The following is a 25,029-nucleotide window of genomic DNA, read 5'->3' as shown; positions in this document are numbered from 1 at the left end:
CGATCAGCTCCTGAGGTTCATGATCGCCTGGGTCATCTGGTTGCCCGTCTCGATGGCCTTGGCGTTGGCCTGGAAGTTGCGCTGGGCGGAGATGAGGGCGACCAGTTCCTCGGTGATGTCGACATTGGCGCGTTCGAGCGCGCCCGACTGGATGCGGCCGATGCCGTCGTCGCCGGCCGTGCCGACCACCGCGGCACCGCTGTCGCCGGTCACCGACCAGCGCGCGTCGCCGAGCTGCTTGAGCCCCTCGGGATTGACGAAATTGGCCATGGCGAGCTTGCCGACTGCCTTGGTCTCACCGTTGGAGAAGGTGGCGGTAACGAGGCCATCCTGGCTGATGGTGACGTCGTTCAACGTGCCGGCGGCAAAGCCATCCTGCTCGAGGATGCGCTGCGTGAAGGGACCGGCGGCCTGGTTGGTGGTGCCGAGATCGAGCGCGATTGTGAGCGGCGCCGAGGCGCCCGCCGGATAGACGGGATCGAACACGACCGGCGCGGCGGGCGAGGTCCGGTTGCCAGCGGCATCGAACTCCAGAGCGACAGGCCCGGGCGTCACTTCCTCCGAGCCGACGAACATGCGCGCGTCCCAGGTGCTGGGCGTGCCGTTGCCGGTGCGGATGTAATAGACAGTCGCCGCGACGCTGTTGCCGGCGCTGTCGTAAACGGTGGTCTGGGTCGAATGGTTGTAGCTGTTCGGGTCCAGACGATCGAAGGCGTAGGGATTGGCGGCCGAGTAGACGGGGCGGTCGGCCGGAATGTCGGCGTTCGCGGGCAGCGACACGGTGAGGTCGATGCGGCTGGTTGCCTTCGGCTCGCCGGAGGTCTGCGGAATCTGGATGTTGGTCGCCGCCGCCAGTCCGGTCGCCGTGACATTGCCCTCGGGGTCGACCGGCAGCCCCTGGACGAAGCCACCGTTGGAGTCGACGAGGTAGCCGCTGGCGTCGGTCTTGAACTTGCCGTTGCGGGTGAAGGCGGTGTTGCCGCCGGTCAGCTCGTCGCGAGTGATGAAGAAGCCGGAGCCCGCGATGGCGAGGTCGAGCTCGCGCGAGGTCGCCTCGAAGCCGCCCTGGCTGAACTGCTGCTCGATCGCCTTGAGACGCGTGCCGTTGCCGGGCGTGGTGCGCGACGAGGAGATGATGTCGCCGAACTCGGTGCGGCTCTTCTTGAAGCCGTAGGAGCCGACATTGGCGATGTTGTTGGCGACGGTGCCCAGATCGGTCTGGGCGCCCTTGAGGCCGGAAAGCGAGGTGTAGAAGGACATTTGGGAAGCTCCCTCAGTTTGATCGTTTAGGCGAGGCGGATGGCGTCTTCGGGCGCCATCGCCCCGAGGCCGGTGAGAAGCTGGGTGGCGCCGCCGCTGGCGGGCGACTGGATGCCGGTGACGGTGGCCCAGGTGGCGATGACGGGCGTCGCCGCCTCGCCATTCACGCTGGCGTTCACCACGACCTTGAGCGGGCCGGTGGCGACCGTCTCGCCGGCGGCGTTCTTGCCGTCCCAGGCGAAGGGCAGGGTGCCGGCCTTCTGACCGGCCAAGGTCTCGGAATGGACCATCGCGCCGGTGGCGTCGACATAGGAGATGGTGACATTGTCGGCGCCCTTGGGCAGCGCGATCTCGCCGGCATAACCGCCGTCCTTGCCCGGCGTCGTGGCGTCGGAGGCGACGAGGACGGAGCGGCCGATCCAGCTGGCGGCATCGGTGAGGCGGCCGGGCGCGGCCATGTTCTGGACCAGCGCCTTCAGGCTCGCATTCATCTCGGCGATGCCCGCGACCTGGCTGAACTGCGCCATCTGCGCGACCATCTGGGTGTTGTCCATCGGGTTGAACGGATCCTGGGTGGTGAGCTGCGTGGTCATCAGCCGCAGAAAATCGTTCTGGTCCATCGAACCGACCGGCTTGGTCGCCGTCGGCACGCCCGCAAGCGTCGAGCTGGTGTCGGTGATCGTCGTCATTGGCCGAGCCTCAAGGTGTCGAGGGTGAGGGTCTTGGCGGTCTGAAGGACCTGCACATTGTTCTGATACTGGCGCGCGGCCTCGACCATCTCGACCAGCTCGGCCGCGGTATCGACGCCGGCGGCCCAGACATTTCCGTTCTCGTCCGCCAGCGGATGATCGGGGGCGTGGCGCATCTCCGGGTCCTTGCCCGCCGCGACGACGCGGTCGACGGAGACGGTGGCGACGCCTTCGCCGTTGGTGACGGTGCGGAACACCGGCTTCAGCGCCCGGAAGGCGTCTTCCTTGCTGCCAGAGACGGAACCCGCGTTGGCGAGGTTCGAGGCCGTCGTGTTGAGGCGCACCAGCTGGGCGGACATGGCCCGGCCGGCGATGTCGAAGACGGAGAAGGGCTTTTCCATCGCTTACTCTCCCTTCAGAGCGCGCTTGAGCGTGTTGATGCGGCCCTCCAGGAAGGAGAGGGTGGTGCGATACTGGACCGCATTTTCCGCAAAGAGGGTTTGTTCGGTCGAAAGCTCGACCGTATTGCCGTCGAGCGAGGGCGTGACCGGCACGCGATAGGCGACGGCGGCATCGACCGCGTCTGCGGCCGTGCGGCCGTTGCTCGCGAGTGCCAGCGCCTTCTCGAAATCGATGTCGCGCGCCTTGTAATTGGGTGTCGCGGCATTGGCGATGTTGGACGCCAGCATCTCCAGGCGCTGCGAGCGCAGCCGCAGGGCCGTCCCGTGGATGCCGAAAATGCCGTTACCGTCGGCCATTTCGTTGAACCCCCTAAAAAGCTTCGTCGACCTGTCGTTATTCTGACGGACAGGCCTGTCGGGGCGGCTTGCTGCAATGGCCGTGCCAAATGAGCGCGGCTGCGCGAAAGGCCGCGCATTTCATGGGCCTGGGCCCGGAGGCGGCAAAATCTTGCCGGCCGGCGGCAAAATCTTGCCGGTCAAACGGCAGGGTGGGGAGAAGGAGTTATGCTCGATCTGGCCGCGCGCCTGCTGGACCCGACGGCGCTGGCGCTAGTCCTTGGCGGGACTGTGGTGACGGCGGCGATCCGCGGCACTCGCCAGGAAGCGGCCCGGGCAGTGGCAGCTCTCAAGCCTCTCTTCCGGGCGCGGCCCGCCGCCGACTCGCTGGTCGCCCGACGCGCCGTCCGCGAGATCGAGCATATCGTCGAGCTGAAGGGCGTTGCCTGCGCCGACCATGTGAAGACCGACAACGCCTTCATGCGCCGCGCCGCGCTCCAATTGGCCGATGCCCCGACCGCCGACTGGTTCGCTAGCTGGGCGAGGAAGGAGCTGGACGAGCGGGCAGCCCGCCATGAAGGCGCCATCTCCTTCTGGCGCGCGGCCGCCGACAGCGCGCCCGCCATGGGCATGATCGGCACCGTCGTCGGCCTCATCGGCATGTTCGTGGCGATGGACGACCCAGCGACGATCGGCCCGGCCATGGCGCTGGCGCTCCTCACCACCCTCTACGGCCTGTTCGTCTCCGCGGTCATCGCGACGCCGATCGCCGGGCGGCTGGAGCGGCTGTCGATCGCCGAACGGCGCTGGCAAGCGGCGGCGCTTGCCCGGCTCGAAGCGCTGGCACGGGCGGAAACGCCGGTAACCACCGCCGAGTGGCTGATCCGCCGCGCCGAGGCTTCGGGATGACTCCGACCCCAGTGTCGCGCTGGGCGATGAGCTTCGCCGATCTGGCGCTGCTGCTTCTCGGCTTCTTCATCCTCCTCTACACCGGCCGCGCCGACGTGCGCGATGTCGCGAACAGCGCCCGCGCGGCGCTGGACAGCGAGGCCGTGGCGGATGCGGACCGGGTCTTCGAGTGGGCGGGCGCTGCCCTGTTCGTCGAGGGTGAGGCCCGCCTTGAAGATACGGCGCGCGCGAGGCTGGTGCGGATCGGCGCCGCGGCGGCCCGCGGCGGGCAGATCATCCGCATCGAGAGCTTCGGCGGCGATCCGGCGGCCCGGCGATTCGACGGCTGGGAGCTGGCCGCGGCCCGGGCAGCCGCCGCGGCCCGTGCCGTGCGGGAAGGTGGCCTCGCGGAAGAGGATGTGGAGATCGCCATGCCGGCGCGCCACGACCGCAAGGTCGCGCATCGGCTGGTCGTCAGGGTGAAGGGGTAAATAGGGCGGCCTAGCCAATCACAGCCTTCCGTTCGAGCCTCATCGAGACTTGCCCCGCACTTGGCACGCCTGTTGCTTCGAAGCTCCCCGAAACACTGGGAGCATGATCATGGTGACGCTTTTCCGACGCTTGGCCCTTTTGTCCGTGCTGTGCGCGGCGCCGGCGGCCGCGCAGGGCTTCGAGGATCTGGACATGCTGGAGTCGCGGTTGGTCGCCGCGCTCGGCGCCGGCATCGGCGAGGCAGGCGGCCCGGCCAATCCCATCGATCGGCGCCTGAAGCTCGCCGCCTGTCCGTCTCCCGCCATGTTCGACGCGCCGAGACTGGGTGCTGCGACGATCAACTGCGAGCCGCTCGGCTGGCGCATCCGCGTGCCGCTGGCGCGCAGTGCCTCGGTGACGCTCGCAGCGGCAAAGGCCGAGCCGGTCATCCGCCGGGGCGACCAGGTCGAGGTGATCGCCATGGGCGGCGCCTTCCGGGTCAGCACCCTCGCCGTCGCCGATGAGGACGGCTCGCCGGGCGAGCGCATCCGTCTTCGCTCCGACCGCAAGAGCGCGCCGATCTTCGGCCAGGTGACCGAAGACGGCCGTGTTGCGGTGACGGGATTTAATTGATCGGGCTTGCGGCCGTATATGTATTCAGGTGCGTAGGGCAGGATCCCCAGCGCGAGGAAGGATCGGGCGATGATTGACGGTATCGGCAAGACGGGAGCGACGGGGCGGATCGACGTCGCGCGCGCGACGCTCGAGCGAAGTCAGGCGGCCGCCAAGGCCGGTGATGCGCTGAGCCGGGATGCCGTGTCGGCGCCGGCGACCCCGGCGGCGGAGATGGCCGCCTCCGGCGCGCCGGTCGATTCGGAGAAGGTCGCTGCGATCCGCGCCGCCATTGCCGAAGGCCGCTACCCCGTCGATCCGGACAAGATCGCCGAGAAGATGCTCGAGCTCGACCTGCCGCCGCGGAGCGGCGCGTGAGCCTTACCGCGCTGGACAGGCTGCAGGCCTGCCACGAAGAATTGATCGGCGCGCTCGATGGCCATGATGTCGAGGCGATCCAGGCGAGCGTCGCCCGCTTCAGCGAGGCCGTCCAGGAAGTGCGCGCGCTCGGCGGCTGGCGCGATAACCCCGACGTGAAAGAGCGGGCTGCGCATATCGCCCGCCTCGCCGACGCCGCCCAGGGCCGCGTCAATTTTCTGACGGACCTCAACCGCCACCGCATCGACTCGCTCGATGCCGCCCGCGGGGGCGACACCGGCGCCTGTTACGGCCGCGACGGCGGGCTCACCCGCCCGTAACTTGTCATTCCCGCGAAAGCGGGAATCCACCTTTTCTTTCCCGCAGTCTCGGCATCAGGCCCGGACGCTGTCCGGATTCCCGCTTTCGCGGGAATGACGGGAGGCGGCATCCCAATCTGGCACGGCAGTTGCTTCTAGTCCCCTGACCAACAGGGGGCGTCATGATTCCGACGACGTTGACAGAGGGCTATGAAAGGGTGCCGCACGACCGCGTCGGCAGCGCCATCTTTCGTGCCGCCTCGGCAACCGGCGTCGATTTCGACTATCTGCTGGGCCAGGCGAAGATCGAGAGCGGGCTCAATCCCAACGCCAAGGCGAAGACGTCGAGCGCGACGGGCCTCTTTCAGTTCATCGAGCAGACCTGGCTCGGCACGGTCAAGGAGCATGGCGCAAAGCACGGCCTCGGCTGGGCCGCCGACGCGATCCATCAAGGGTCGAACGGGCGCTTCTATGTCGTCGGCGGAATGCGCCAGACGATCCTCGATCTTCGCAAGCAGCCGGAATCCGCCTCGGCCATGGCTGCCGAATTCGCGTCCGACAACAAGGCCTATCTGGAATCCCGCCTCGGCCGCCAGGTCGAGCCGGTCGATCTCTACCTCGCCCATTTCCTCGGTGCGGGCGGCGCGCGCGAGTTCCTCGGCGCGCATGACGCCGATCCGAACGCGCCCGCGGCGTCGGTTCTTCCCGCCGCGGCGCGCGCCAATCGCTGGGTCTTCTACGACCGTGACGGCAGCCCGCGCAGCTTCGCGGAGATCCGCGCGCGCTTCGCCGACAAGCTCGGCGTCGAGGGCGTGCCCATGCCGCGCCCGGCGGTGGCGCCGGCGCCCGTGGAGCAACCCGTATTTCCGACGGTGCGGATGGCGGCGCTCACACAAGTGCCCGAGCCGCTGACCCGTCCGTCCCCTCAATATGCAAGGCTGGCGTATCTGATGCTGGCCCAGCTCGGAGCCTGATGCATGCTGAATGCCGCGGTAAACCGCAACGTCTGGATCAGCACGAGCAAGGGGGCCATTCTCCCGCTCGCGACCTTGATGCTTGTCATGCTTATGGTCGTGCCCGTCGCGCCGACTTTGCTCGACATCGGCTTCATCGCCAACATCATGATCAGCCTCGCGGTGCTGATGGTGGCGCTGAACGCGGCCAAGCCGCTCGATTTCTCTTCCTTCCCGACGGTGTTGCTGTTCGCGACCCTGCTGCGGCTTGCGCTCAACGTCGCCTCCACCCGCGTCGTGCTGGTGCAGGGCCATGAGGGATCCGACGCCGCCGGCCACGTCATCGAGGCGTTCGGCAATTTCCTGATCGGCGGCGACTATGCCGTCGGCCTCTTCGTCTTCTGCATCCTGATGATCATCAACCTGGTCGTCATCACCAAGGGCGCCGGGCGCGTGTCGGAAGTCTCGGCGCGCTTCACCCTCGACGCCATGCCCGGCAAGCAGATGGCAATCGATGCCGATCTGAACGCCGGCCTGCTGACGCCCGAGGAAGCCAAGTCGCGCCGCGAGGAAGTCGCGACGGAGGCGGATTTCTACGGCTCGATGGACGGCGCCTCCAAGTTCGTGAAGGGCGACGCCATCGCCGGCGTGCTGATCCTCGTCATCAATATCGTCGGCGGGCTGGTGCTCGGCACGCTCAGCCACGGCCTCTCGCTCGGCGAGGCCGCCGAAATCTACATCCTGCTCGCGATCGGCGACGCGCTGGTCGCGCAGGTGCCGGCGCTGCTGCTGTCGATCGCGGCGGCCTCGATCGTGACCCGGGTCAAGTCGCCTTTCGACCTCTCCGGCCAGATCACCCATCAGTTCGGATCGGCCCGCGCCTGGACTCCGGTGGCGGCGATCCTCGCCTTCCTCGGCGTCCTGCCCGGCATGCCGCACCTCGTCATTCTTCCGGCGGCGGCGCTGGCCGGCTTCATGGCGTGGAAGCTGCGCAAGGCGAAGCTTGCCGCCGACGCCGAGGCCGCGATCGAGCCGGAGCCGGTCGCTTCGCCGAGCGCCATCGGCTGGGACGAAGTGAGCGACGGCGCCGCCCTGGGCCTTGAGCTCGGCTACGCCCTCATCGGCCTCGTCGACGAGCGCAAGGGTGCGCCGCTGATGACCCGCATCACCGGCATACGCCGCCAGCTCTCGCGCGAACTTGGGTTCGTCATTCCGCTGGTCCGGGTGCGCGATAATCTCGCGCTCGGGCCCAACAGCTACCGCATCACCGTCGCCGGCGTGATCTGCGCCGAGGACGAGATCTGGCCGGAGGACCTGCTCGCGCTCGATTCCGGCGACCTGCTCGAGAAGATCGAAGGCCGGGCCGTGAAGGATCCAACCTTCGGCCTCGACGCCGTCTGGATCAATCCCGCCAAGCGCGCCGACGCCGTCGTCGCCGGCTACACCGTGGTTGATCCCGCGACGGTGGTGGCGACCCATCTCAACCAGATCGTCCAATCGGCCGCCTCCGAGCTGTTCGGCATGGACGAGGCGCAGAAGCTACTCGACGCGCTCAAGGACAATGCGCCGCAGCTTGTCGCGGGCCTGACGCCGCAGCCGCTTCCCCTGGCTTCCATCGCCGCGCTGTGCCGCTCGCTGCTCGCCGAAGGCGTGCCGCTCAAGGATTTCCGCCGTATCGCCGAGGCGATGGTCGACGCCGCCCGCGAGGAGAGCGATCCCGTGCAGTTGGTCGAGGCCGTCCGCCAACGGATCGGGGCGCTCATCGTCCAGACCCTGGTACCGGTGAAGATGCCTCTGCCGGTGCTGACGCTCGATCCCGGCCTCGAGAGCCTGCTCAACCAGGCGGTCCGCGCGGGCCCGGAGGCCAATCACCCGATCGAACCCGGCCTCGGCCGGAAGATCGTGCAGGCGGTCGGCGAAGTCGCCGGTCCGCTCCTCAACGAGGCGCGACGCTTCGCCGTGGTCACCTCGCCCATCGCGCGCCGGCCGCTCGCCCGGCTGCTCGCGCCGCACATGCCCGATGTGCCGGTCATGTCTTTCCTGGAGATTCCCGATGGTAAGCCCGTGGATGTGATCGCGGTCGTAGGCGGAGCCGCCGCCAAGCCGATGCTCTCGGCGGAGGCCCAGGCATGATCTCGCTTCGCGAAAGAAGTGCCCGCGTCATCGCCGTCACCAGCGGCAAGGGCGGGGTCGGCAAGACCAATATCAGCGTCAACCTCTCGGTCGCGCTCGCCCGCCTCGGCAAGGACGCCATGCTGGTCGACGGCGACATGGGGATGGCCAACGCCAACATCCTCCTGGGCATGAACGCGACGACCACCATCGCCGACGTGCTGGCGCGCGATTGCGGCCTGGAGGATGTCGTCCAGCAGGGGCTGTCCGGCGTCCGGATCGTGCCCGGCCATAGCGGCAGCGGCATCTTGCCCGGTCTCGACCGGAACGACCGCCGGCGCCTGGCCGAAGCCTTCCGGCCCTATGCTGGGAAGCTCGACCATATCATCGTCGACACGGCGAGCGGCATCTATCCCGAGGCGATGGAGCTGGTCGCTTCGTCCGACATGATCCTCGTCGTCCTCTCCGCCGAGCCGACCGCCTTCATGGACGCCTATGCGCTGGTGAAGGTGCTCTCGCTCGATCATGGCTGCAACGCCGTCTCGGTCGTCACCAACATGGTCGAGGACGAGACCAGCGGCCGCGCATTGTTCCAGCATTTCAGCGAGGTGGTGCGGCGCTTCCTGCCGATCCGCCTCAGCCACCTCGGCTCCGTCCCGCGCGACGATCATGTCCGCGAATCCGTGTTCCGCAAGCGCTGCTGCCTGGAGGCCTATCCGGACTCCCGTGCGAGCGCGGCCTTCACCCGCATCGCTCGCGTCGTCGCCGACGCCGAGCTGCCGGCCACGGAGGGCGGCGATCGCTTCTTCGGCATGGAGGTCCTCCATGGCGCTTGTTGATCCCGGTGAGGGTGTGGTGACCTATCAACGCAAACCGGCCAAGGCGGCGCCGGAAATGCTGGCGCGCCAGCATATGCCGCTGGTGCGCAAGATCGCCTGGCACGTCCACGGCCGCGTCTCCTCGGCGATGGAGGTGGAGGACCTGATCCAGGTCGGCATGGTCGCACTGGTCGAGGCCGCCAACGGCTTCGAGGATCGCGGCCACGCTTTTTCCACCTACGCCACCATCCGCATCCGCGGCGCGATGATCGATCATCTGCGCCGCCATGCCACCATCTGCCGATCCGCCATGGCGCGCCGGCGCGAGCTCGCCGCCGTGCGCTCGCGGCTCGAAACGCGGCTGGGCCGTGGAGCCACCGAAGCCGAAATGGCCGAGGAAATGAACCTTGGCGCCGCCGAATACCGCGCGATGGTCGACGACACCCAGTCGATCCAGCATGAATCGCTGGACGACGCCTATTCCGACCAGTCCATCTGGTTCGCCGATGTCGAAGACCGCGCCGACGAGGCGCTGGAGCGGGAAGGGCTGAAGGCGGCCATCGCCCAGGGCATCCGGACCCTGCCGGAGCGAGAGGCGATGATCCTGCAGCTCTACTTCGTCGAGGAAATGAACCTCGAGGAAATCGGCCTCACCCTCGGCGTCGGCGCCGCCCGCGTCTGCCAGATCAAGAAAGCCGCGCTGGACAAGCTCCGCGCCTCCCTCGCCGACTGGGCGTAACGAATTTCAGGACGCTGCGTCCCAGCGCCGCCTTAGCCTTGGGACCGGAGCTGCTCCCGCTTGCTCTGGTGGTGGCGCTTTTCCAGCGCGCGCCGGCGCCTGGGCTTGATAATGGCCACTGCCGAAATCGCGCCGACGACGGCAACGGCCATGGCCGCGGAGAAATAGGCTACGAACTCAATCATTGTTTACTCGTTGAATCTCTGGCGGCCTGCAATAGCCCCAATTTGCCGCGCGCGCCCGCAGGCAGCAAGCCCTTTTGGAGCTTGTGAGCGACAAATGCACCCCGCCGCCGTGTCACGCTGATGATCATCAGACAAAGAAGAACCCCGGCGCGGATCGATCCGCGCCGGGGCTTTCTTGTTCCGCTTGGTTAAGCTTAGCGGAGCAGGCTCAGCACACCCTGCTGGCTCTGATTGGCCTGGGCCAGCATCGCCTGCGAAGCCTGGCTCAGGATCTGCGCCTTGGCGAGATTGGTCGTCTCGGCAGCGAAGTCCGTGTCCTGAATGCGCGACCGCGCATCGCTGAGGTTCGTGACATTCGAGCTGAGGTTGTTGACGACCGACTCCAACCGGCTCTGGCCAGCGCCGAGCGTCGCACGACGCGAAGCAACAGCGTCAAGCGCGGTCGTGAGCGTGCCGAGCGCAGTGGAGGCCGCAGCGGCGTCCGCGAACGACGCTGGAACCGCCGACAGGTCCAGGGCGGCGAAGTCCAGATCCACAACGTCCGTGGCGTCCGAACCGACCTGAATGGTGACCGTTCCGGTAGTGCCGGCATTGCCGGTGAACAGCTCGACGCCGTTGAACTTCGTGTTGTCGATCACGCTGGTGATCTGCTCCTGGAGCGCAGTGACTTCCAGGTTGATGTTGGTGATATCGCCAGCGTCGTAGGTGCCGCTCGAGGCCTGAACCGCGAGTTCGCGGATACGCTGCAGCATGTTCTCGACTTCGCCGAGAGCGCCTTCGGCGGTCTGGGCCATCGAGATGCCGTCATTGGCGTTGCGGATGCCCTGGTTCATGCCGCGGATCTGCGAAGTCATCGAACTGACAATGGCGAGGCCGGCGGCGTCGTCCTTGGCCGAGTTGATGCGCTTGCCGGTCGACAGACGCTCCATGGCGGTCTGCAGGGACTGGTTGGCGACGCGGCTGCCGTTCTGGGCGCGGAGGGCCGCGGTATTGGTGTTGATAACAGTCATCGGAATTTCCTTTCCCGCTCAATCAAGGCGGCCCGGTATCTCCCGCGGCAGCCACGAAACCAGTAACGGCAGGGGTCAGCGGGGCTTTAATCACATTTTTTCGCGTCGGCTTTCCGACGCCCTTTCCCGTCGATCCTTTGACGCGCGCGTGAACGCTCGCGCGTTGCAGGCGCGAAACATGGCCTTTTGAGGGCTTGGCACGTCGCTTGCTTCTTCCTCCGGCGAACCGGGGCAAGAAGGGGGTCTGAATGATCGGATTGAGCGAAAAGGCGGCGGCCGCGAACCCGGCGCTCGCCCGCTGGCTCGCCGGAGCGGGATTGCCCTGCGGCCCGATCGCGGCCGCGGTCGGTCCCAATATTCTCGACGCGAGCGAGGAGGCAATGGCGCGCGCCGGTGATCTCCTCATCGAATTTGCCGAAGGCGCGCCGTCCCTGACCCTGGGCGACGCAAATGCGCCGGCACAGCTCCGCTTCGGCTTCGACGACATGGCTTTCGGTCACGCGCTCGCCGCCGAGCTGGTCCGCCCCGCCCACCGGCCCGCCTGCGGGGAGCCGGAGAGTGCCCGTCTGCTCGCGCTCGCGGAGCGGATCGCCGGCAGCGACGCCACCGCCCTCATCCTCGGCGAGACCGGTACCGGCAAGGAAGGCCTCGCCCGTTTCATCCACGCCGCCTCGCCCCGTGCCGCCAAGCCTTTCGTCGCCGTCAATTGCGCCGCGCTGCCGGACACGATGCTCGAGGCCATGCTGTTCGGTCATGTGAAGGGCAGCTTCACCGGCGCCAGCGCCGAAGGGGAGGGGCTGTTCCGCGCCGCCAATGGCGGCACGCTTCTCCTCGATGAAGTCTCGGAGCTGCCGGTCGCGCTCCAGGCGAAGCTGCTCCGCGCGCTCCAGGAGAAGGAAGTCCTTCCCGTCGGTGCGGTGAAGCCGGAGCCGATCGACGTCCGCGTCATCGCCTGCGCCAACCGAGACCTCGCCGCCGAAGTGGCGGAAGGCCGCTTCCGCGCCGATCTCTACTGGCGTCTCAACGTACTGCCGCTCCAGCTTCAGGTGCTGGGGCGCCGCCGGCTCGACATCCGCGCCATCGCCGCCGCGATCCTGGTTCGCCATGCGCCCGAAGGCGCCGCCGTGCCCTGGCCGACTGCGGCCGCGCTCGACCGGCTGATGGCCCATAGCTGGCCCGGCAATGCGCGCGAGCTCGACAACGTTCTCCAGCGCGCGCTGCTGCTGCGTGAAGGCGACTGCATCGACGCCGCCGATCTCAGCATCGACGCGCTTCCGATCGTTCAGGACAATGAGCCGCAGCGGCTCGGCGACATCGGCCGTTCGGCCGAGGCGGAAGTCATTCGCGCCGCGCTCGCCGCGACCGGCGGCCACCGCGTTCGCGCCGCCGAACGGCTCGGGATCAGTGAACGGACGCTGCGCTACCGGCTCGCCGATATGCGCGCAGCCGCGGCTTAAGGGGAACCCATGACATCGATCGACAGCAGCAAGCTGCTCGCCATGCGGACAGCCATTCTCGAGCAGAACAGCGCCCTCCAGCGCGCCGCCGGCGCGGGGATGCCCGGCGGCATCGCCGGCACCACCGACGCCAAGGGTGTCAGCGGTTTCGGCGATGCGCTCCAGAGCGCGCTCGCCGAGGTGAACGCGCTCCAGGATCAGGCCTCAACCGCCACGACCGCATACGAAACGGGCGAGACCACCGACATCGCCGCGGTGATGCTCGCCCGCCAGAAGGCGTCGATCGGCTTCGAGGCGACGCTGCAAGTCAGAAATAAACTTCTGTCCGCCTACAAGGACATCATGAGCATGCCGGTCTAACCCATGAGCGAACTCGCAGTATCCCCGACGGATATCGTCGCCACCCCGACCCGCTCGGTCGCCACCACCCGCCCCGCGCGCGGCGGCGCCGGCTTTGAGGGCTTCGTCCAGCAGCTGAAGGCGTTCACCGCCCAGCCCGCGGTCGCCAAGAGCCTGCCGGCGATTGCGATGATCGGCCTTCTCGGCCTCGCCGCGATCGTCTGGATGGCGTTCAGCGCGCCGCCCAGCCGGCCTCTGTTCTCGGGCCTTCCCGATGCGGACCGCGCCGCCATGGCCCAGAGCCTCCAGGCAGCGGGCATGGACTATACGATCGATCCGGACACCGGCGCGGTCGCAGTCCCCGAGACCCGCTATCACGAGGCGAAGATGCTGCTCGCTTCGCAGGGGCTGCCCAAGAGCGCGCCGGACGGCAACTCGCTGATCAGCGACCTTCCGCTCGGCTCGAGCCGCGCCGTCGAGGATCAGCGGCTGCGCAGCGCCCGCGAGCTCGACCTCGCCCGCACCATCGAAGCGATCGACGTGGTGCAGAGCGCCCGCGTCCATCTCGCCGTCGCGGAGCCGAGCGTGTTCGTCCGCGACCGCTCAGAGCCTGCTGCCTCGGTGATGCTTCGTCTCGCCTCCGGACGCTCCTTGAGCGATGCTCAGGTCCAGGCAATCGTCCACCTCGTCGCCTCCTCGGTCCCCGGGCTTTCGACCGACGGCGTATCCGTTGTCGACCAGAATGGCCGTCTTCTCTCCAGCGAGGGCACGGGCGGCGCCGCCGAAGCGTCGAGCAAGCGCATCGCCGTCCAGAGCCAGGTGGAGGAGCGCTATCGCCAGGCGATCGCGTCGCTGCTGACGCCCATCGTCGGCGCCGACAACTTCACCGCCGAAGTCCATGCCGACGTCGATTTCACCGAAGTTCAGGCGACGCGCGAGGCCTTCCCCGAAGAAGCGACCACGCTCCGGGCCGAGGAAGGCGCCTACACGGTGGCCCAGCCCGAAGCCGAGGCGATGGGCATTCCCGGCGCCTTGTCGAACGACGCGCCGCCCGCCGCCCAGGTCGCCGCGGCGCCTGACGGCACCGTCACCCCGGAGGTGGCCGCGGGCGCAACCGCCGTTACCGACCCGATGAAGAAGTCGGAGAACTACAACCGCAGCTTCGCCGTCGGCCGGGAAGTGTCGGTCACCCACAGCCAGCCGGGCCAGGTAAAGCGCCTGACCGTGGCCGTGGCCCTCAAGAACCCGGAAGGCGGCCGGCCGCGCAGCAAGGAAGATCTCGCCGCGCTGGAGACGCTGATCAAGGGCGCGGTCGGCTTCAGTGCCGAGCGAGGCGACGTGGTGGCGCTGAGCGCCCGCAGCTTCGCGCCGGTCGAGGAAGTCACCGAGAGCTGGTGGCAGGCCGATTGGGTGGCGATGCTGGCCCGTAACCTCACGGCTCTGGCGCTCGCCGCGCTCGTCGTCTTCGGCGTCGCCCGGCCGCTGCTGCGGAAGACCGGTGCCGCCGTCGCCAAGCGCAGCGAGGCGTCGAAGGCCGCGAAGACCAAGATGGGCGGCGAGATCGCCGCCGCGCTCGCCCAGGAGACGGGCGAGGAGGGGCAGATCACGCTCGGCATGATCGAAATGGCGCCGACCTATGAGGCGCGCGCCGCGCTCATCCGCAACTTCGTCCGGCAGGACCCGGCCCGCGCGGCGCTGGTCGTCCGCGACCTGATCCGCGGCGACGACCAGATGGAGGTCAAGAATGGCTGAGGCGGATCCCGTGAAGGAGCCGGTCGCCGGTCAAGCCGGTCATCCCAACGGCAGCGAAGCGGCGGCGATCCTTCTGATGCTGCTCGGCGACGAGGAAGCGGCCGACGTGCTGAGCCGGCTCGAGCCGGACGATGTCCAATCGCTCGGCAGCGCGATGTTCAGCGTCGCCGACGTCAGCGAGGAGCAGGTGGAGGATGTCTTCGACCTCTTCTTGAACAGGGCGAAGGCTCGGACCACCATCGGCTTCGGCGCCACACCCCGCATCCGGGCGGTCATGCAGCATGCGCTGGGCGAGGAGCGGGCAGCGACGATGCTGGCGCGCATCACCCCGCCGGCCCGTAGCCGCGCCTTCAACTCGCTGCGTTGGATGGACGCCAAGACGATCGCGATGCTGGTAGAGAACGAGCATCCGCAGATCGCGGCGCTCGTTCTCGCCCATCTCGAATCGGCGATCGCGGCCGACGTGCTTCAGCTTCTCCCGACCGACATGCAGTCGGACGTCATCTACCGGGTGGCGACGCTGGGTGAGGTCACGTCCGAAGCGCTCGACGAGCTCGAGCGTATCCTCGCCGAGCAGGCGACCAAGCCTTCTTCCTCGCCGGCGCCCTATCGTGGCGGTGCGAGTGAGGCGGCCAAGATCATGAACAATACGCGGCCGGGTGCCGATCAGCGCATCATCAAGGCGGTCGCCAAGATGGATAAGCGTCTCGCCCAGACGATCGAGGAGGAGATGTTCATCTTCGACAACCTCATGGAGCTGGACGACAAGAATCTCGGGATCCTGCTGCGCAACGTCGAGAACGACGTGCTCGTGGTCGCACTGAAGGGTGCCAACGATGTCCTGCGGGACAAGATGTATGCCTGCATGTCGCAGCGCGCCGCCCAGTCCGTCCAGGACGAGATGGAGGAGCGGGGGCCGATGCGTCTCGCCGACGTGCTCGAGGCACAGCGCGAGATGCTCGGCATCGCCCGTCGCCTCGCCGACGCCGGCACCATCATCCTCGCCGGCCGTGGAGACGATTATGTCTAATCTCTGGCCGCGCGAATTCGCCAACTCCGCCGCCAGCCTCGGCAGCTTCGTCGTCGATCGATCGACGACCATGTTCACGCCCTGGGGCTCGTCGGAAGACGCTCCGCACAGGGCGAACGATCTGGATGAGTCCGCCGAGCCCGCCGTGTCCGATCCCGCCGCGACCCACGCCGATTCATTCGCCCAAGGTTTCGACGCGGGCCGCCGCACGGCCGAGCTCGAATTTGCGGGCGAGCGCCAGGCCATTGCGCGCCTCGCCGAGCAGCTCGAGGCGTTGAGGCCGGAGCCGACTTCGGCGCTGGCCGCGCTGATCGCCGAAACGGTCGAGCGGCTGGTGACCCAGATCGTCGGCTCGGTGGAGATCGACCGGGCACTGCTGCAGCAGCGAGCCGAAACCGCCGCGAAGCTGATCGGCGAAGATACGGAGCCGGCGAAGATGAGGGTGCATCCGGATGATGTGCCGCTGCTCGATGCCGCTCGCATTCCGGTGACGATCGTCGGCGACGACAGCCTTCGCCGCGGATCCATCGTGCTCGATACGGGCTCCGGCTGGGTCGAGGACGGCCCGGCCGTGCGGCTTGAAAGGCTTCGCGCCGCACTCGATTCCTTCGGGACCCATCCATGACCGGTTCCATCGCGGAGCGGGCGCGGGCGATGCTGGGCAGTATCGATCTGTCGGAGGATCGTCCGCGCCTTGTCGGCCGGCTCGTCGCCTATGACGGGCTGATGCTGGAGGCGACCGGCTTCAACCGCCCGATCGGCTCGGGTGCGCGAGTGATCGCCGCCGACGGCCGTGCCGCCAAGGCGGAAGTGGTCGGCTTTCGCGGCGACCGCACGCTCTTGATGGCATTGGACGGCGATGCCGCGCACGCCAGCGGCGCGCGGGTCGAGCCCGATAGCAGTGGCGGCATCGCCGATGTCGGGCCCGAGCTCCTCGGCCGCGTCGTCGATGCCCTTGGCGCCCCGCTCGACGGCTTGGGTCCTGTCGCCACGACCGAGCATTGGCCGCTCGCCGGGCGTCCGGGCAATCCGCTCGACCGCGACCGGGTCACCCAGCCGTTCGACATCGGCGTCCGCGCGGTCAATGCGGTGCTCACCGCCGGCGTCGGCCAGCGCATTGCCATCATCGCCGGCTCGGGTGTCGGCAAGTCGGTGCTGATGGGCCAGATGATCGCCGGTGCCGAGGCCGATGTGGTCGTTGTCGGCCTCATCGGCGAGCGCAGCCGCGAGGTCAGCGACTTCCTCGCCACCAAGCTTCCCGGGCCGGTACGGCAGAAATCGGTGGTCGTCGCGGTTCCGGCCGATCATGCGCCGCTGCTGCGGCTCCGGGCCGCCATGCGCGCCACCGCCATCGCGGAATATTTCCGGGCGAGGGGCCAGAAGGTCCTGCTGCTGATGGACAGCCTGACCCGCGTTGCCCATGCGCAGCGCGAGATCGGCCTCTCCCTGGGCGAACCGCCGACGGTCAAGGGCTATCCGCCCTCGGCCCTCGGCCTGATACCGCGCCTGGTCGAGCGGGCCGGCGCCGACAGCCGCACCGGCGGCTCCATCACCGCGCTCTACACGGTGCTCGCCGACGGCGACGACACCGATGATCCAATCGTCGATTCGGCCCGCGCCATCGTCGACGGTCATATCATCCTGTCGCGTTCGCTCGCGGAGCAGGGCGTCTACCCCGCCATCGACGTCGGCCGATCGCTGAGCCGCGTCATGGCCGATGTGGTGGGGCCGGAACATCTTGCCGCAGCCGCGACACTGCGCCGCATCTGGTCCGCCTATGAGGAGAATCGCGACCTCATCCTGATGGGGGCTTACGCCGCCGGCGGCGATCCGATCATCGACGAGGCCATTGCGCGACGACCCGATCTGCTCGCCTTCCTGCGCCAGACACCCAAGGACCGCGTCTCCTACGCCGAGTCGGTGAAGGCGCTGATCGAGGCGTTTGGGTCATGAACCGCGCCGGCCTTCGCCAGCGGGCGCGTATCGTTCGCGTGCGCCGCGTCCAGCACGACCTGGCCGCCGCCGCCGCCGCGAAGGCGACGGCGCAGCTTCGCGCGCTCGAGCAGAGCGAGGAGCGGCTGAAGCAGCTCCGCCATGGTTTGGGGGCGAGCGAGGGACAGCTTTTCGGTTCCGCGCTGGCAAGTGTCGGCGAGCTGGCGATGCGTCTCGACAAGGCCCGCGAGGGACTCGGCCGGACGATCGACGGCGCCCGCGTCCAGGTGGCCGCGCGCGAAGGCGTGCGCCTTGCCGCCCGGCGCGATCAGGAAAGTGCGGAAAAGCTTGAGGAAAGGGCCGCTGCGGCGGCGCGCCGGGCGGAGGAGCGGAAAAGGTCCGCCATCCGGCCGGCGCGTCCGCGTTTCGGCATCAAGGAAGAGAGGTCATGATGATGACAGTGGGACCCAGAATCGGGATCGCGTCCAATCCGCTGGAGGCTGGCTCCGCCGATGGCGCCGCCGTCGCGGCTGGCATGGGCGATGCTTTTCTTCGCATGCTGTGCGGAATGGACTCGTCATTAACCCTCGAAACGGGCGCAGAGCCATCGATTGAGGGCGTGCCTGCTGCTGAGGGCCAGGAAAATTTAACCATAAAAACCTTTCAGAAACTTTTGGCCGTCAATTCAGGGGAAACGGAGCCGCAATCGGCTCCCGGAGACGACGAGTTGACCAAGCAAGAGGCAGACAAGCTGGCGGAAGGCACCGAGGCGGCAGCGATGCTGTCGATCGGAATCGCCGTGCCGACTCCGCTTGCGCCGCCGACGCTGGAGGGCTCGTTCGCGCTGCCCCCGGCTGCCGGGCAGGCGACCAATAGCGATGCCCGCGCCGCCTTGCTCGCATCCGCCTTCGCCACGTCTCCGGCCGCGGCGATGATCGTGGCCGGCAAGGCGGTGACCGCTGGCACCGCCGGCGATGATGCTCCGACAGCGGAGCCGCTCGCGAAGCCCGGCATGGATTTCAAGATGCCGCTTGCGCAGGAGGAGGCGCAGCCCGTTTCGCTGAAGCCGGCCGACGCCAAGGCCTCACAGCCTCAGCTGGCCGACTCGGCGGCGCCCGTTGAAGCGGCCAGTGTCGATGCACGCCCGATCCAGCCGACAGTCCTCAACAGTTTCCTGTCCGCGGCGTTGCAGCCGGTGACCGGACAGCCGGCGCCGCTCGAAGCCGCAGCGCCGACCGCCCAGCCTGGGGAGATTGTCGACGTCACGCTCGAGCAGCAGCTCGACCTCGCCCATGAAGGCGAGTGGCTCGATCGTCTCGCCCGCGACATCGCCCGCACCGCGGGCGCCGAGGGTGGGCTGCGGTTCCGGCTCAATCCCGAGCATCTGGGTTCCCTCCATGTCGAGCTGACCCAGGGTCAGGCCGGTGCGTCGCTGAAGCTTACCGCCGAGACGGAAGCGGCGCGCGCCATCATCGCCGATGCCCAGCCGCGCCTCGTCGCCGAAGCGCGCGCCCAGGGCGTCCGCATCGCGGAGACGCATGTCGATCTCGGCTCCGGCGGACACATGCAGTCCGGCGAGCAGCGCCGCCAGGACGCCGAGCAGGGTCACGGGTTCGTGAGGACCAGCCGATCGGGGGCCGCGTCCGAGAGCGAGACGCCCGGGACGGCCGCGAACGCGTCTGAACGGTACGCGTGAGGGGGATGGAATGAGTGACGAACGGAAAGCGGCGAAGAAGCCCGGCAAGAAGAAGCTGATCGTGATCGGCCTCGCGGTCCTCCTCATGGTGGGCGGTGGCGTCGGTGCGGGCCTTTACGCCAGCGGGGCCATCGCTGGCGGCGCCTCGCATATCGACCCCAAGCTACCGCGACTCGTCCTCCGCGACGGCGTCGACGACAGCGTGGCGGCCAAATATTTCTCGCCCACGGGCGACAAGGCGGTCGATCCGACCAAGTTCGTCGCCAGCTACTATCCGCTCGGCGAGCAGTTCACCGTCAACCTCAAGGACGAGGACGGCTTCATGCAGGTCGGCATCGGCATGTCGACCTATTATGACCAGCGCGTCCTCGACAATGTGAAGCTGCACGAAATGGCGGTCCGCTCCGCCGTGCTGACGACCTTGTCGCAGCAGGGCCTGGCGAACGTCAGCAGCGCCGAGGGCAAGGAGGCGCTGAAGAAGGATCTTCGCAAGGCGGTCAACGAGGCGCTGAAGTCCCGCGAAGGCTTCGGCGGCATCGACCAGGTCTATTTCACGAGCTTCGTGGTGCAATGAACGACACCACCTCATCCCTTTCCGGCGAGGAAGTCGATGCGCTGATGACCGGCCTCGGCGAGCATGACGCCGCCGATCCGGGCAGCGACGTCGCCAAGCCATACAAGCTCGGCGGTGCGTCGCTGCGTCCGATGACGGCCTTGCCGGCGCTGGAGCGGATGGGGGAGCGGCTGGCCCGCCGGCTGCGCGAGGTGATCGAGCCTTTCGCCCGCGCCAAGCCAAAGGTCGTCGCCGAGACGGTGTCGATCCGCCGCTTCGAGAGCTGGCGCGCCGAGCAGCCCGAATTCATGAGCCTCAGCCTCTATCATCTGAGGCCGATGAAAGGCGGCGTCCTGCTCGCGATCGAGCCGGAGTTCATCAACCGCCTGGTCGACACCTTCTACGGCGGCAGCGGCACCAAGCGCCCGGGCAAGCCGAGGGAGTTCACGGCCACCGAAGAGCGGCTCGTCGGCCGACTGAGCGAGGCGCTGATCGGGGCCGTCGCCGAAGTCTGGTCGGAAGTGAAGCCCGTCCAGCCTCGTCTCAACTCGCGCGAGACCAACACCGCTTTCGCCAGTCTCGTCCGCGACGAGGAGCCGGTGGCGATCGCCCGCTTCCTGGTCACGCCGCCGCTGCAAAGCGCGACGGGAACGATCGACATCCTTTATCCAGTCTCGGCGCTGCGCACCGTGGAGGCGGAACTCAACGCCAATCTGCACGACGACGGCGGCATCGCCAGCCGCCACTGGCGCGACCGCATGTCGATCGCCTTGTCCGATGTGAGGCTCGAGGCGCGGAGCGTCCTCGCCCGCCCCAATATCTCCGTCGCCGAGCTGCTTCAGCTGAAGCCGGGCGACGTCATTCCGATCAGCGTTCCGCAACTGGTGCCGCTGCTGGTCGCGGGCCGTCCGGTGGCGGTCGGCCGGATCGGCGACCAGGACGGGCGCGCCGCGCTCAAAATCGAAAGGGTCGAAGGGGGTTTCCACAATGAGTAAGGTCGAAGAGGCCGTCCTGGCCGACGAGCGGGAGAATCCGCTCCTGGGCGGCCGCAACTATGGCTTGCTGGCCGATATTCCGCTCCGCCTTTCGGTGGAGGTGGGGAGCACAGCGCTGAAGCTGTCGGAGCTGATGAACCTCGGCGAAGGCAGTGTGGTCGAGCTCGACCGCCAGGCGCATGAGCTGCTCGACATCATGGCCAACGGCACCCTCATCGCCAAGGGCGAGATCGTCACCGTCAACGGCCGCTTCGGCGTTCGCGTGGTCGACGTGGTCTCGGCGGACGCGAGGCTCGCGGGGCTCGAGCGCCGCAAATGACCGCCTACATATTGAAGCTTCTCATCATGCTGCCGCTGGTGGCGGGGCTCGCTTACGGCGCGCTCTGGCTCTGGCGGTGCGCTCAGCCGGGCATGGCGCTCGGCCAGCGTGACCGGGCGCTGAAGATCGTCGACGCGCTGCCGCTGGGCGCCGTCGGCCGTCTCGCCGTGGTGGAGTTCGGCGAGAAGCGCCTGCTGGTCGCCGTCTCGCGCGGCCGCATCGAGCTTCTCTCCGAGACCAGTGCGCCGAAAGCTGCCGACGGTGAGTGACCTCGCTCCCAGCTTCCCGGCCAAAGCCGGGGCCCAGTACGGCCGCACGACTGAATCCCGGCTTTCGCCCGGGACCAAGATTCTTCTTCTCGTCCTTGCCGCCGTGTTGATGCTCGCCTTGGCGACGCCGGCGCTGGCCCAGTCCGCCGGCGGGCAGCCGGGTGCGCTCGATCGGGCGCTCGACACCATCTCCGGCGATGGCCGCCCGCTGTCGCTCTCGCTGCAGATCCTCATCCTGATGAGCCTGCTGACGGTGCTGCCGTCGCTGGTGCTGATGATGACGAGCTTCACGCGCATCATCATCGTGCTGTCGATCCTGCGCCAGGCGCTGGGGCTTCAGCAGACACCGCCGAACCAAGTGCTGGTCGGCCTCGCGCTGTTCCTGTCGATCTTCGTGATGAGCCCCTTCATCGAGCGCATCAACGAGACCGCTTTCACGCCCTATGGCGACGGCGCCATCTCGATCGAGGAAGCCGTCAGCCGCTCCGGCGACATATTGCACGGCTTCATGATCCAGCAGACGCGCGAGACGGACCTCAAGCTCTTCGCCGACCTCGCCGACGCGCCGGCCTTCGCCTCGCCCAGCGACGTGCCCTTCTCGATCCTGTTGCCGGCCTTCGTCACGAGCGAGCTCAAGACCGCCTTCCAGATCGGCTTTCTGATCTTCCTGCCCTTCCTCATCATCGACATGGTGGTCGCCTCAACCCTGATGGCCCTGGGCATGATGATGTTGTCGCCATCGATCATTTCGATGCCGTTCAAGCTGCTGCTGTTCGTGCTCGTCGACGGCTGGGCGCTCACCATGGGCTCGCTCGCCGCCTCCTTCAACGGGGTCTAGCGTGGAGCAGCCGGACTATTTCATCGGCATCGCGCAGCAGGCTCTCTGGATCCTGTCGCTCGCCGCGGCGCCGATCCTGATCCCGGCGCTGCTCGCGGGCCTGGTGCTCGGCATGATCCAGGCGGCGACCTCGATCAACGAGGCGACGTTGAGCTTCGTGCCCAAGCTCATCGTCGTCGCCATCTGCCTGGCGCTGTTCGGCGGCGCGATCCTGATGCTGATCGCCGACTTCACCCAGGACATATTCGCTCGGATTCCCGAGCTGACGCGCTGATGCCGGCGGGATTCGCAGGACTGGAGGCGCAGCTCTGGCTCTGGCTGGTGGCGATGATCCGCCCCGGCGCGGCGTTCCTCGCGGCGCCGGTGTTCGGCGCATCCTTCGTCCCCGTCCAGCTCCGCCTGATCATCGCCCTCGCCATCGGCATTCCGTCGCTCGCCGCCACCGATTTCACCCTGCCGGTCGATGGTCTGGCGACGATCGAGGGCTTCATGCTGGTGCTGGGAGAAGTGATGGCTGGCCTCGCCTTGGGGTTCGCGGTCCAGATCGGCTTTTCCGCCGCCCTGGTCGCGGGCGAGACGATCGGCAACGCCATGGGCCTCGGTTTCGCGGCCATGGTCGATCCCTCGACCGGCCAGAACAATCCCGTCGTGGCGCAATTCCTGTCGATCGTCGGGACCTTGCTGTTCCTCGCCATCGACGGCCATCTCGCGCTCGCGGCTCTGGTGGTCGAAAGCTATCGCGCGTTGCCGCCCGGCGATGCGTGGATGAGCGCCCAGAGCCTCTACGGCCTCGTCGTCTTCGGCGGAATCCTGTTCGCCGCGGGCCTTTCCATCGCGCTGCCGGTGGGTTTCGCCATCGTGCTGGTCCAGCTCGTCATGGGCATGCTCGCCCGCTCGGCCCCGGCCCTCAACCTGTTCGCCGTCGGCTTCCCGGCCGCCCTGCTCGCCGGCATCGTGCTCATGGCCATGGCCGCACCGATCATGGGGGAGGGGATCATCGCGGCGATGCGTCAGGGCCTCGAAGAGGCGGCGCGGCTGGCGAGGGGCGGGTAGGCCATGTCGGAGGCACCCGAAAAAGACCAGAAAACAGAGGCGCCGACCGAAAAGAGGCGCCGCGACGCTGCCGAGAAGGGCGACGTCCTTCAGTCGAAGGAGCTAGGCACGGCGCTCGTCGTCCTCGCCGGCGCGGCCTGGCTCGCGCTGGCGGGTCCGCTCTTCCTCGGCACGCTCGAGGTCATGCTGTCGGACGCGCTGACGTTCGGCGCCGCCGACGTGCGCGGCTTCGATCCCGGTTCCGAGACGTTGCGCCTCGTCGGCATCATCATCGTGCCCTTGATCGGGCTCTTCGCCCTCACCATCGCGGCGGCGATCGGCGGTCCGGCCATGCTCGGCTCGCTGGGCTTCCGCTCCAAAGCCCTCAGCTTCAAGGGGAGCAAGCTCAACCCCTTGACCGGTATCAAGCGCATCTTCGGCATGCAGGGCCTGATCGAGCTCGTCAAGTCGCTCGCCAAGGTGATCCTGCTGGGCGCGGTCGGTATCTGGCTGCTGATCGACCAGTCGCGTACGCTGATGGGACTCACCGCCCAGGAAATCCGGCCGGCGCTGGCGTCGCTCGGCTGGACCTTCATCCTGGCGGTGCTGGTCATGTCGCTCGCGCTCGCCGCCATCGCCCTCATCGACGTTCCCGCCCAGATCATGCAGCGCGGCACCCGCCTGCGCATGAGCAAGCAGGAGGTGAAGGACGAGCATAAGCAGACCGAGGGCTCGCCCGAGCTCAAGGCCGCCGTCCGCCGTCGCCAGCATGAGGTGCTTCGCGCTTCGGCCCGTGCCGCCGTGGCCGAGGCGACGGTCGTGCTCACCAATCCGACCCATTTCGCCGTAGCGCTACGTTACAAGCCTGAGATGGATGGCGCGCCGGTGGTCGTCGCGCGCGGCCGCGGCGCCACCGCAGAGGCGATCCGCGAGCTCGCCAAGGATCATGAGGTGCCGATCCTCAGCTATCCGCAGCTCGCCCGCGCCGTCTATTTCACCACCCGCACCGGTCAGGTCATTCGCGAGGACCTCTATCTCGCCGTCGCCACGGTCCTGGCCTTCGTCTTCAACCTCGATTCCGCCGTGGCGGCGGGCGCGGCGCAGCCATCGGTCACGGTGCCTCCGGGCGCGCGCTTCGACGAAAAAGGTCGTCCCGAAAGTTAAGTTTTTCTGATCGCCGCCGTTGCTATTGCCGGCGAGGCAGAGCGTGGGGCGGTGATGGACCGGAGAAAATCGGGCATATCGGAGAAGGAGCTGGGCGCCGCGATCGATCATATCGAGGCGGCGCTCAATCTCGCCTTCTCCAGCGAGCCCGGATCTCGGCGGCTGGCTCTCGAGGCACTCGCCCGATCGCAGCCGGAGCCGCCGCCACCGCCCGCCAGCGCCGTCCGCAGTCATACAGGTCATCTTGCCGCCGCAGTCGCCGAACTGGATCGACTGCGTATCCGCGCCGCGCGTTCCGGGGTGCCGATGGACGAGTGGCTCGAAGCCGTCGCCGAAGACATCAAGTCCGCCGCCCCGGCGCTCGATATCGTCGCGCTGGAAGGCGTAATTTCGCTCGCCAGGCGCATGGCCGAGGATCCGCGCCGCTCGCTCGGCGCCCAGGCCCACCTTCCCGGGGGAGCGGTGCGCACTTTGACCGGCTGAATCCCCTAAAGAAACCTCG

32 protein-coding genes are annotated in these 25,029 nt (G+C 67.9%); 26 read left to right on the top strand and 6 right to left on the bottom strand.

The window, feature by feature from the left end; translation table 11 throughout:
- Nucleotides 1-3: 3 nt before the first annotated feature.
- From DF286_RS03465 to flgB, 4 genes are read right to left on the bottom strand one after another with little or no spacing between them, the layout of a single operon-like run.
- Nucleotides 4-1,260: a flagellar hook protein FlgE gene (locus DF286_RS03465; protein ID WP_109270169.1), complete on the bottom strand. Its 1,257-nt coding sequence runs from the start codon at nucleotides 1,258-1,260 to the stop codon at nucleotides 4-6.
- A gap of 26 nt (nucleotides 1,261-1,286) precedes the next feature.
- Complete coding sequence (locus DF286_RS03460) at nucleotides 1,287-1,949, bottom strand: flagellar hook assembly protein FlgD (protein ID WP_109270168.1); 663 nt, start codon at nucleotides 1,947-1,949, stop codon at nucleotides 1,287-1,289.
- Nucleotides 1,946-2,350, bottom strand: coding sequence for a flagellar basal body rod protein FlgC (flgC, locus tag DF286_RS03455; RefSeq protein WP_109270167.1), 405 nt, complete (start codon nucleotides 2,348-2,350; stop codon nucleotides 1,946-1,948). The genes DF286_RS03460 and flgC overlap by 4 nt, the downstream gene beginning before the upstream one ends.
- 3 nt (nucleotides 2,351-2,353) lie before the next feature.
- A complete protein-coding gene (gene flgB / locus DF286_RS03450) occupies nucleotides 2,354-2,707 on the bottom strand; it encodes a flagellar basal body rod protein FlgB (protein ID WP_109270166.1) in 354 nt (117 codons plus the stop codon).
- A 207-nt stretch (nucleotides 2,708-2,914) separates the two neighbouring features.
- Between flgB and DF286_RS03445 the strand changes: the two genes are divergently transcribed.
- The 9 genes from DF286_RS03445 to DF286_RS03405 all read left to right on the top strand — a co-directional run bounded on the left by DF286_RS03445 (nucleotide 2,915) and on the right by DF286_RS03405 (nucleotide 9,956).
- Nucleotides 2,915-3,595, top strand: a complete 681-nt coding sequence (locus DF286_RS03445; RefSeq protein WP_109270165.1) for a motility protein A — start codon at nucleotides 2,915-2,917, stop codon at nucleotides 3,593-3,595.
- Nucleotides 3,592-4,065, top strand: a complete 474-nt coding sequence (locus DF286_RS03440; RefSeq protein ID WP_109270164.1) for an OmpA family protein — start codon at nucleotides 3,592-3,594, stop codon at nucleotides 4,063-4,065. Before DF286_RS03445 ends, DF286_RS03440 begins: the two co-directional genes overlap by 4 nt.
- A gap of 109 nt (nucleotides 4,066-4,174) precedes the next feature.
- A complete protein-coding gene (locus DF286_RS03435) occupies nucleotides 4,175-4,678 on the top strand; it encodes a flagella basal body P-ring formation protein FlgA (protein ID WP_109271974.1) in 504 nt (167 codons plus the stop codon).
- Between the two features lie 69 nt (nucleotides 4,679-4,747).
- A complete protein-coding gene (gene flgM / locus DF286_RS03430) occupies nucleotides 4,748-5,035 on the top strand; it encodes a flagellar biosynthesis anti-sigma factor FlgM (RefSeq protein WP_109270163.1) in 288 nt (95 codons plus the stop codon).
- A complete protein-coding gene (locus DF286_RS03425; RefSeq protein ID WP_109270162.1) occupies nucleotides 5,032-5,355 on the top strand; it encodes a hypothetical protein in 324 nt (107 codons plus the stop codon). Before flgM ends, DF286_RS03425 begins: the two co-directional genes overlap by 4 nt.
- Nucleotides 5,356-5,516: 161 nt before the next feature.
- Nucleotides 5,517-6,308, top strand: a complete 792-nt coding sequence (locus DF286_RS03420) for a transglycosylase SLT domain-containing protein (protein ID WP_109270161.1) — start codon at nucleotides 5,517-5,519, stop codon at nucleotides 6,306-6,308.
- Between the two features lie 3 nt (nucleotides 6,309-6,311).
- Nucleotides 6,312-8,420: a flagellar biosynthesis protein FlhA gene (gene flhA, locus DF286_RS03415; RefSeq protein WP_109270160.1), complete on the top strand. Its 2,109-nt coding sequence runs from the start codon at nucleotides 6,312-6,314 to the stop codon at nucleotides 8,418-8,420.
- Nucleotides 8,417-9,238, top strand: coding sequence for a MinD/ParA family protein (locus DF286_RS03410; RefSeq protein WP_109270159.1), 822 nt, complete (start codon nucleotides 8,417-8,419; stop codon nucleotides 9,236-9,238). Before flhA ends, DF286_RS03410 begins: the two co-directional genes overlap by 4 nt.
- Nucleotides 9,225-9,956 carry a sigma-70 family RNA polymerase sigma factor gene (locus DF286_RS03405; protein ID WP_109270158.1) on the top strand — a complete coding sequence of 244 codons (732 nt, stop codon included), beginning with the start codon at nucleotides 9,225-9,227 and terminating at the stop codon, nucleotides 9,954-9,956. The genes DF286_RS03410 and DF286_RS03405 overlap by 14 nt, the downstream gene beginning before the upstream one ends.
- A gap of 32 nt (nucleotides 9,957-9,988) precedes the next feature.
- Here the strand turns inward: DF286_RS03405 and DF286_RS15070 are convergent, their stop codons facing one another.
- A complete protein-coding gene (locus DF286_RS15070; protein ID WP_158274611.1) occupies nucleotides 9,989-10,141 on the bottom strand; it encodes a hypothetical protein in 153 nt (50 codons plus the stop codon).
- A 194-nt stretch (nucleotides 10,142-10,335) separates the two neighbouring features.
- Nucleotides 10,336-11,151, bottom strand: coding sequence for a flagellin N-terminal helical domain-containing protein (locus DF286_RS03400; RefSeq protein WP_109270157.1), 816 nt, complete (start codon nucleotides 11,149-11,151; stop codon nucleotides 10,336-10,338).
- A gap of 248 nt (nucleotides 11,152-11,399) precedes the next feature.
- Here DF286_RS03400 and DF286_RS03395 point away from each other — a divergent pair, with 248 nt between their 5' ends.
- From DF286_RS03395 to DF286_RS03315, 17 genes are all read left to right on the top strand, one after another.
- The gene (locus DF286_RS03395; protein WP_109270156.1) at nucleotides 11,400-12,608 is read left to right on the top strand and encodes a sigma-54 interaction domain-containing protein; all 1,209 of its coding nucleotides are present in this window, start codon (nucleotides 11,400-11,402) and stop codon (nucleotides 12,606-12,608) included.
- Between the two features lie 9 nt (nucleotides 12,609-12,617).
- Entirely contained in the window at nucleotides 12,618-12,968 is a 351-nt protein-coding gene (gene fliE, locus DF286_RS03390) for a flagellar hook-basal body complex protein FliE (protein ID WP_109270155.1), read from the top strand.
- A 3-nt stretch (nucleotides 12,969-12,971) separates the two neighbouring features.
- On the top strand, nucleotides 12,972-14,699 hold the full coding sequence (gene fliF / locus DF286_RS03385) for a flagellar basal-body MS-ring/collar protein FliF (protein WP_109270154.1): 1,728 nt from the start codon (nucleotides 12,972-12,974) through the stop codon (nucleotides 14,697-14,699).
- On the top strand, nucleotides 14,692-15,729 hold the full coding sequence (gene fliG, locus DF286_RS03380) for a flagellar motor switch protein FliG (RefSeq protein WP_109270153.1): 1,038 nt from the start codon (nucleotides 14,692-14,694) through the stop codon (nucleotides 15,727-15,729). Before fliF ends, fliG begins: the two co-directional genes overlap by 8 nt.
- Nucleotides 15,722-16,354, top strand: a complete 633-nt coding sequence (locus DF286_RS03375; RefSeq protein WP_109270152.1) for a FliH/SctL family protein — start codon at nucleotides 15,722-15,724, stop codon at nucleotides 16,352-16,354. Before fliG ends, DF286_RS03375 begins: the two co-directional genes overlap by 8 nt.
- Before the next feature lie 29 nt (nucleotides 16,355-16,383).
- Nucleotides 16,384-17,682, top strand: a complete 1,299-nt coding sequence (locus DF286_RS03370) for a FliI/YscN family ATPase (protein WP_109271972.1) — start codon at nucleotides 16,384-16,386, stop codon at nucleotides 17,680-17,682.
- On the top strand, nucleotides 17,679-18,113 hold the full coding sequence (locus tag DF286_RS03365; RefSeq protein WP_109270151.1) for a hypothetical protein: 435 nt from the start codon (nucleotides 17,679-17,681) through the stop codon (nucleotides 18,111-18,113). Before DF286_RS03370 ends, DF286_RS03365 begins: the two co-directional genes overlap by 4 nt.
- A 275-nt stretch (nucleotides 18,114-18,388) precedes the next feature.
- Nucleotides 18,389-19,357: a flagellar hook-length control protein FliK gene (locus DF286_RS03360; RefSeq protein WP_158274610.1), complete on the top strand. Its 969-nt coding sequence runs from the start codon at nucleotides 18,389-18,391 to the stop codon at nucleotides 19,355-19,357.
- Between the two features lie 10 nt (nucleotides 19,358-19,367).
- Nucleotides 19,368-19,931, top strand: a complete 564-nt coding sequence (locus tag DF286_RS03355; RefSeq protein WP_109270149.1) for a flagellar basal body-associated FliL family protein — start codon at nucleotides 19,368-19,370, stop codon at nucleotides 19,929-19,931.
- A complete protein-coding gene (locus DF286_RS03350) occupies nucleotides 19,928-20,905 on the top strand; it encodes a flagellar motor switch protein FliM (RefSeq protein WP_109270148.1) in 978 nt (325 codons plus the stop codon). Before DF286_RS03355 ends, DF286_RS03350 begins: the two co-directional genes overlap by 4 nt.
- Entirely contained in the window at nucleotides 20,898-21,224 is a 327-nt protein-coding gene (fliN, locus tag DF286_RS03345; RefSeq protein WP_109270147.1) for a flagellar motor switch protein FliN, read from the top strand. Before DF286_RS03350 ends, fliN begins: the two co-directional genes overlap by 8 nt.
- Complete coding sequence (locus DF286_RS03340) at nucleotides 21,221-21,493, top strand: FliO/MopB family protein (RefSeq protein ID WP_109270146.1); 273 nt, start codon at nucleotides 21,221-21,223, stop codon at nucleotides 21,491-21,493. Before fliN ends, DF286_RS03340 begins: the two co-directional genes overlap by 4 nt.
- Before the next feature lie 109 nt (nucleotides 21,494-21,602).
- Entirely contained in the window at nucleotides 21,603-22,331 is a 729-nt protein-coding gene (gene fliP / locus DF286_RS03335; protein WP_109271971.1) for a flagellar type III secretion system pore protein FliP, read from the top strand.
- 1 nt (nucleotide 22,332) lies between these two features.
- A complete protein-coding gene (locus tag DF286_RS03330; protein WP_109270145.1) occupies nucleotides 22,333-22,605 on the top strand; it encodes a flagellar biosynthetic protein FliQ in 273 nt (90 codons plus the stop codon).
- Nucleotides 22,602-23,384 carry a flagellar biosynthetic protein FliR gene (fliR, locus tag DF286_RS03325; RefSeq protein ID WP_109270144.1) on the top strand — a complete coding sequence of 261 codons (783 nt, stop codon included), beginning with the start codon at nucleotides 22,602-22,604 and terminating at the stop codon, nucleotides 23,382-23,384. The genes DF286_RS03330 and fliR overlap by 4 nt, the downstream gene beginning before the upstream one ends.
- Nucleotides 23,385-23,387: 3 nt before the next feature.
- The gene (gene flhB, locus DF286_RS03320) at nucleotides 23,388-24,527 is read left to right on the top strand and encodes a flagellar type III secretion system protein FlhB (protein ID WP_109270143.1); all 1,140 of its coding nucleotides are present in this window, start codon (nucleotides 23,388-23,390) and stop codon (nucleotides 24,525-24,527) included.
- 54 nt (nucleotides 24,528-24,581) lie between these two features.
- The gene (locus DF286_RS03315; protein ID WP_109270142.1) at nucleotides 24,582-25,010 is read left to right on the top strand and encodes a hypothetical protein; all 429 of its coding nucleotides are present in this window, start codon (nucleotides 24,582-24,584) and stop codon (nucleotides 25,008-25,010) included.
- The last annotated feature ends 19 nt before the right edge of the window (nucleotides 25,011-25,029 follow it).

This window comes from Sphingosinicella humi, from assembly GCF_003129465.1.
Classification (GTDB): domain Bacteria; phylum Pseudomonadota; class Alphaproteobacteria; order Sphingomonadales; family Sphingomonadaceae; genus Allosphingosinicella; species Allosphingosinicella humi.
Note: the sequence above shows the minus strand (reverse complement) of the source record. Positions and strands in the feature narration are given on the sequence as shown.

What these genes read in the sequence shown, in the direction of transcription:
- DF286_RS03465 (WP_109270169.1), bottom strand. Translation starts at nt 1,260, where the DNA reads ATGTCCTTCTACACCTCGCTTTCCGGCCTCAAGGGCGCCCAGACCGAT.
- DF286_RS03460 (WP_109270168.1), bottom strand. Translation starts at nt 1,949, where the DNA reads ATGACGACGATCACCGACACCAGCTCGACGCTTGCGGGCGTGCCGACG.
- flgC (WP_109270167.1), bottom strand. Translation starts at nt 2,350, where the DNA reads ATGGAAAAGCCCTTCTCCGTCTTCGACATCGCCGGCCGGGCCATGTCC.
- flgB (WP_109270166.1), bottom strand. Translation starts at nt 2,707, where the DNA reads ATGGCCGACGGTAACGGCATTTTCGGCATCCACGGGACGGCCCTGCGG.
- DF286_RS03445 (WP_109270165.1), top strand. Translation starts at nt 2,915, where the DNA reads ATGCTCGATCTGGCCGCGCGCCTGCTGGACCCGACGGCGCTGGCGCTA.
- DF286_RS03440 (WP_109270164.1), top strand. Translation starts at nt 3,592, where the DNA reads ATGACTCCGACCCCAGTGTCGCGCTGGGCGATGAGCTTCGCCGATCTG.
- DF286_RS03435 (WP_109271974.1), top strand. Translation starts at nt 4,175, where the DNA reads ATGGTGACGCTTTTCCGACGCTTGGCCCTTTTGTCCGTGCTGTGCGCG.
- flgM (WP_109270163.1), top strand. Translation starts at nt 4,748, where the DNA reads ATGATTGACGGTATCGGCAAGACGGGAGCGACGGGGCGGATCGACGTC.
- DF286_RS03420 (WP_109270161.1), top strand. Translation starts at nt 5,517, where the DNA reads ATGATTCCGACGACGTTGACAGAGGGCTATGAAAGGGTGCCGCACGAC.
- flhA (WP_109270160.1), top strand. Translation starts at nt 6,312, where the DNA reads ATGCTGAATGCCGCGGTAAACCGCAACGTCTGGATCAGCACGAGCAAG.
- DF286_RS03410 (WP_109270159.1), top strand. Translation starts at nt 8,417, where the DNA reads ATGATCTCGCTTCGCGAAAGAAGTGCCCGCGTCATCGCCGTCACCAGC.
- DF286_RS03405 (WP_109270158.1), top strand. Translation starts at nt 9,225, where the DNA reads ATGGCGCTTGTTGATCCCGGTGAGGGTGTGGTGACCTATCAACGCAAA.
- DF286_RS15070 (WP_158274611.1), bottom strand. Translation starts at nt 10,141, where the DNA reads ATGATTGAGTTCGTAGCCTATTTCTCCGCGGCCATGGCCGTTGCCGTC.
- DF286_RS03400 (WP_109270157.1), bottom strand. Translation starts at nt 11,151, where the DNA reads ATGACTGTTATCAACACCAATACCGCGGCCCTCCGCGCCCAGAACGGC.
- DF286_RS03395 (WP_109270156.1), top strand. Translation starts at nt 11,400, where the DNA reads ATGATCGGATTGAGCGAAAAGGCGGCGGCCGCGAACCCGGCGCTCGCC.
- fliE (WP_109270155.1), top strand. Translation starts at nt 12,618, where the DNA reads ATGACATCGATCGACAGCAGCAAGCTGCTCGCCATGCGGACAGCCATT.
- fliF (WP_109270154.1), top strand. Translation starts at nt 12,972, where the DNA reads ATGAGCGAACTCGCAGTATCCCCGACGGATATCGTCGCCACCCCGACC.
- fliG (WP_109270153.1), top strand. Translation starts at nt 14,692, where the DNA reads ATGGCTGAGGCGGATCCCGTGAAGGAGCCGGTCGCCGGTCAAGCCGGT.
- DF286_RS03375 (WP_109270152.1), top strand. Translation starts at nt 15,722, where the DNA reads ATGTCTAATCTCTGGCCGCGCGAATTCGCCAACTCCGCCGCCAGCCTC.
- DF286_RS03370 (WP_109271972.1), top strand. Translation starts at nt 16,384, where the DNA reads ATGCTGGGCAGTATCGATCTGTCGGAGGATCGTCCGCGCCTTGTCGGC.
- DF286_RS03365 (WP_109270151.1), top strand. Translation starts at nt 17,679, where the DNA reads ATGAACCGCGCCGGCCTTCGCCAGCGGGCGCGTATCGTTCGCGTGCGC.
- DF286_RS03355 (WP_109270149.1), top strand. Translation starts at nt 19,368, where the DNA reads ATGAGTGACGAACGGAAAGCGGCGAAGAAGCCCGGCAAGAAGAAGCTG.
- DF286_RS03350 (WP_109270148.1), top strand. Translation starts at nt 19,928, where the DNA reads ATGAACGACACCACCTCATCCCTTTCCGGCGAGGAAGTCGATGCGCTG.
- fliN (WP_109270147.1), top strand. Translation starts at nt 20,898, where the DNA reads ATGAGTAAGGTCGAAGAGGCCGTCCTGGCCGACGAGCGGGAGAATCCG.
- DF286_RS03340 (WP_109270146.1), top strand. Translation starts at nt 21,221, where the DNA reads ATGACCGCCTACATATTGAAGCTTCTCATCATGCTGCCGCTGGTGGCG.
- fliP (WP_109271971.1), top strand. Translation starts at nt 21,603, where the DNA reads ATGCTCGCCTTGGCGACGCCGGCGCTGGCCCAGTCCGCCGGCGGGCAG.
- flhB (WP_109270143.1), top strand. Translation starts at nt 23,388, where the DNA reads ATGTCGGAGGCACCCGAAAAAGACCAGAAAACAGAGGCGCCGACCGAA.
- DF286_RS03315 (WP_109270142.1), top strand. Translation starts at nt 24,582, where the DNA reads ATGGACCGGAGAAAATCGGGCATATCGGAGAAGGAGCTGGGCGCCGCG.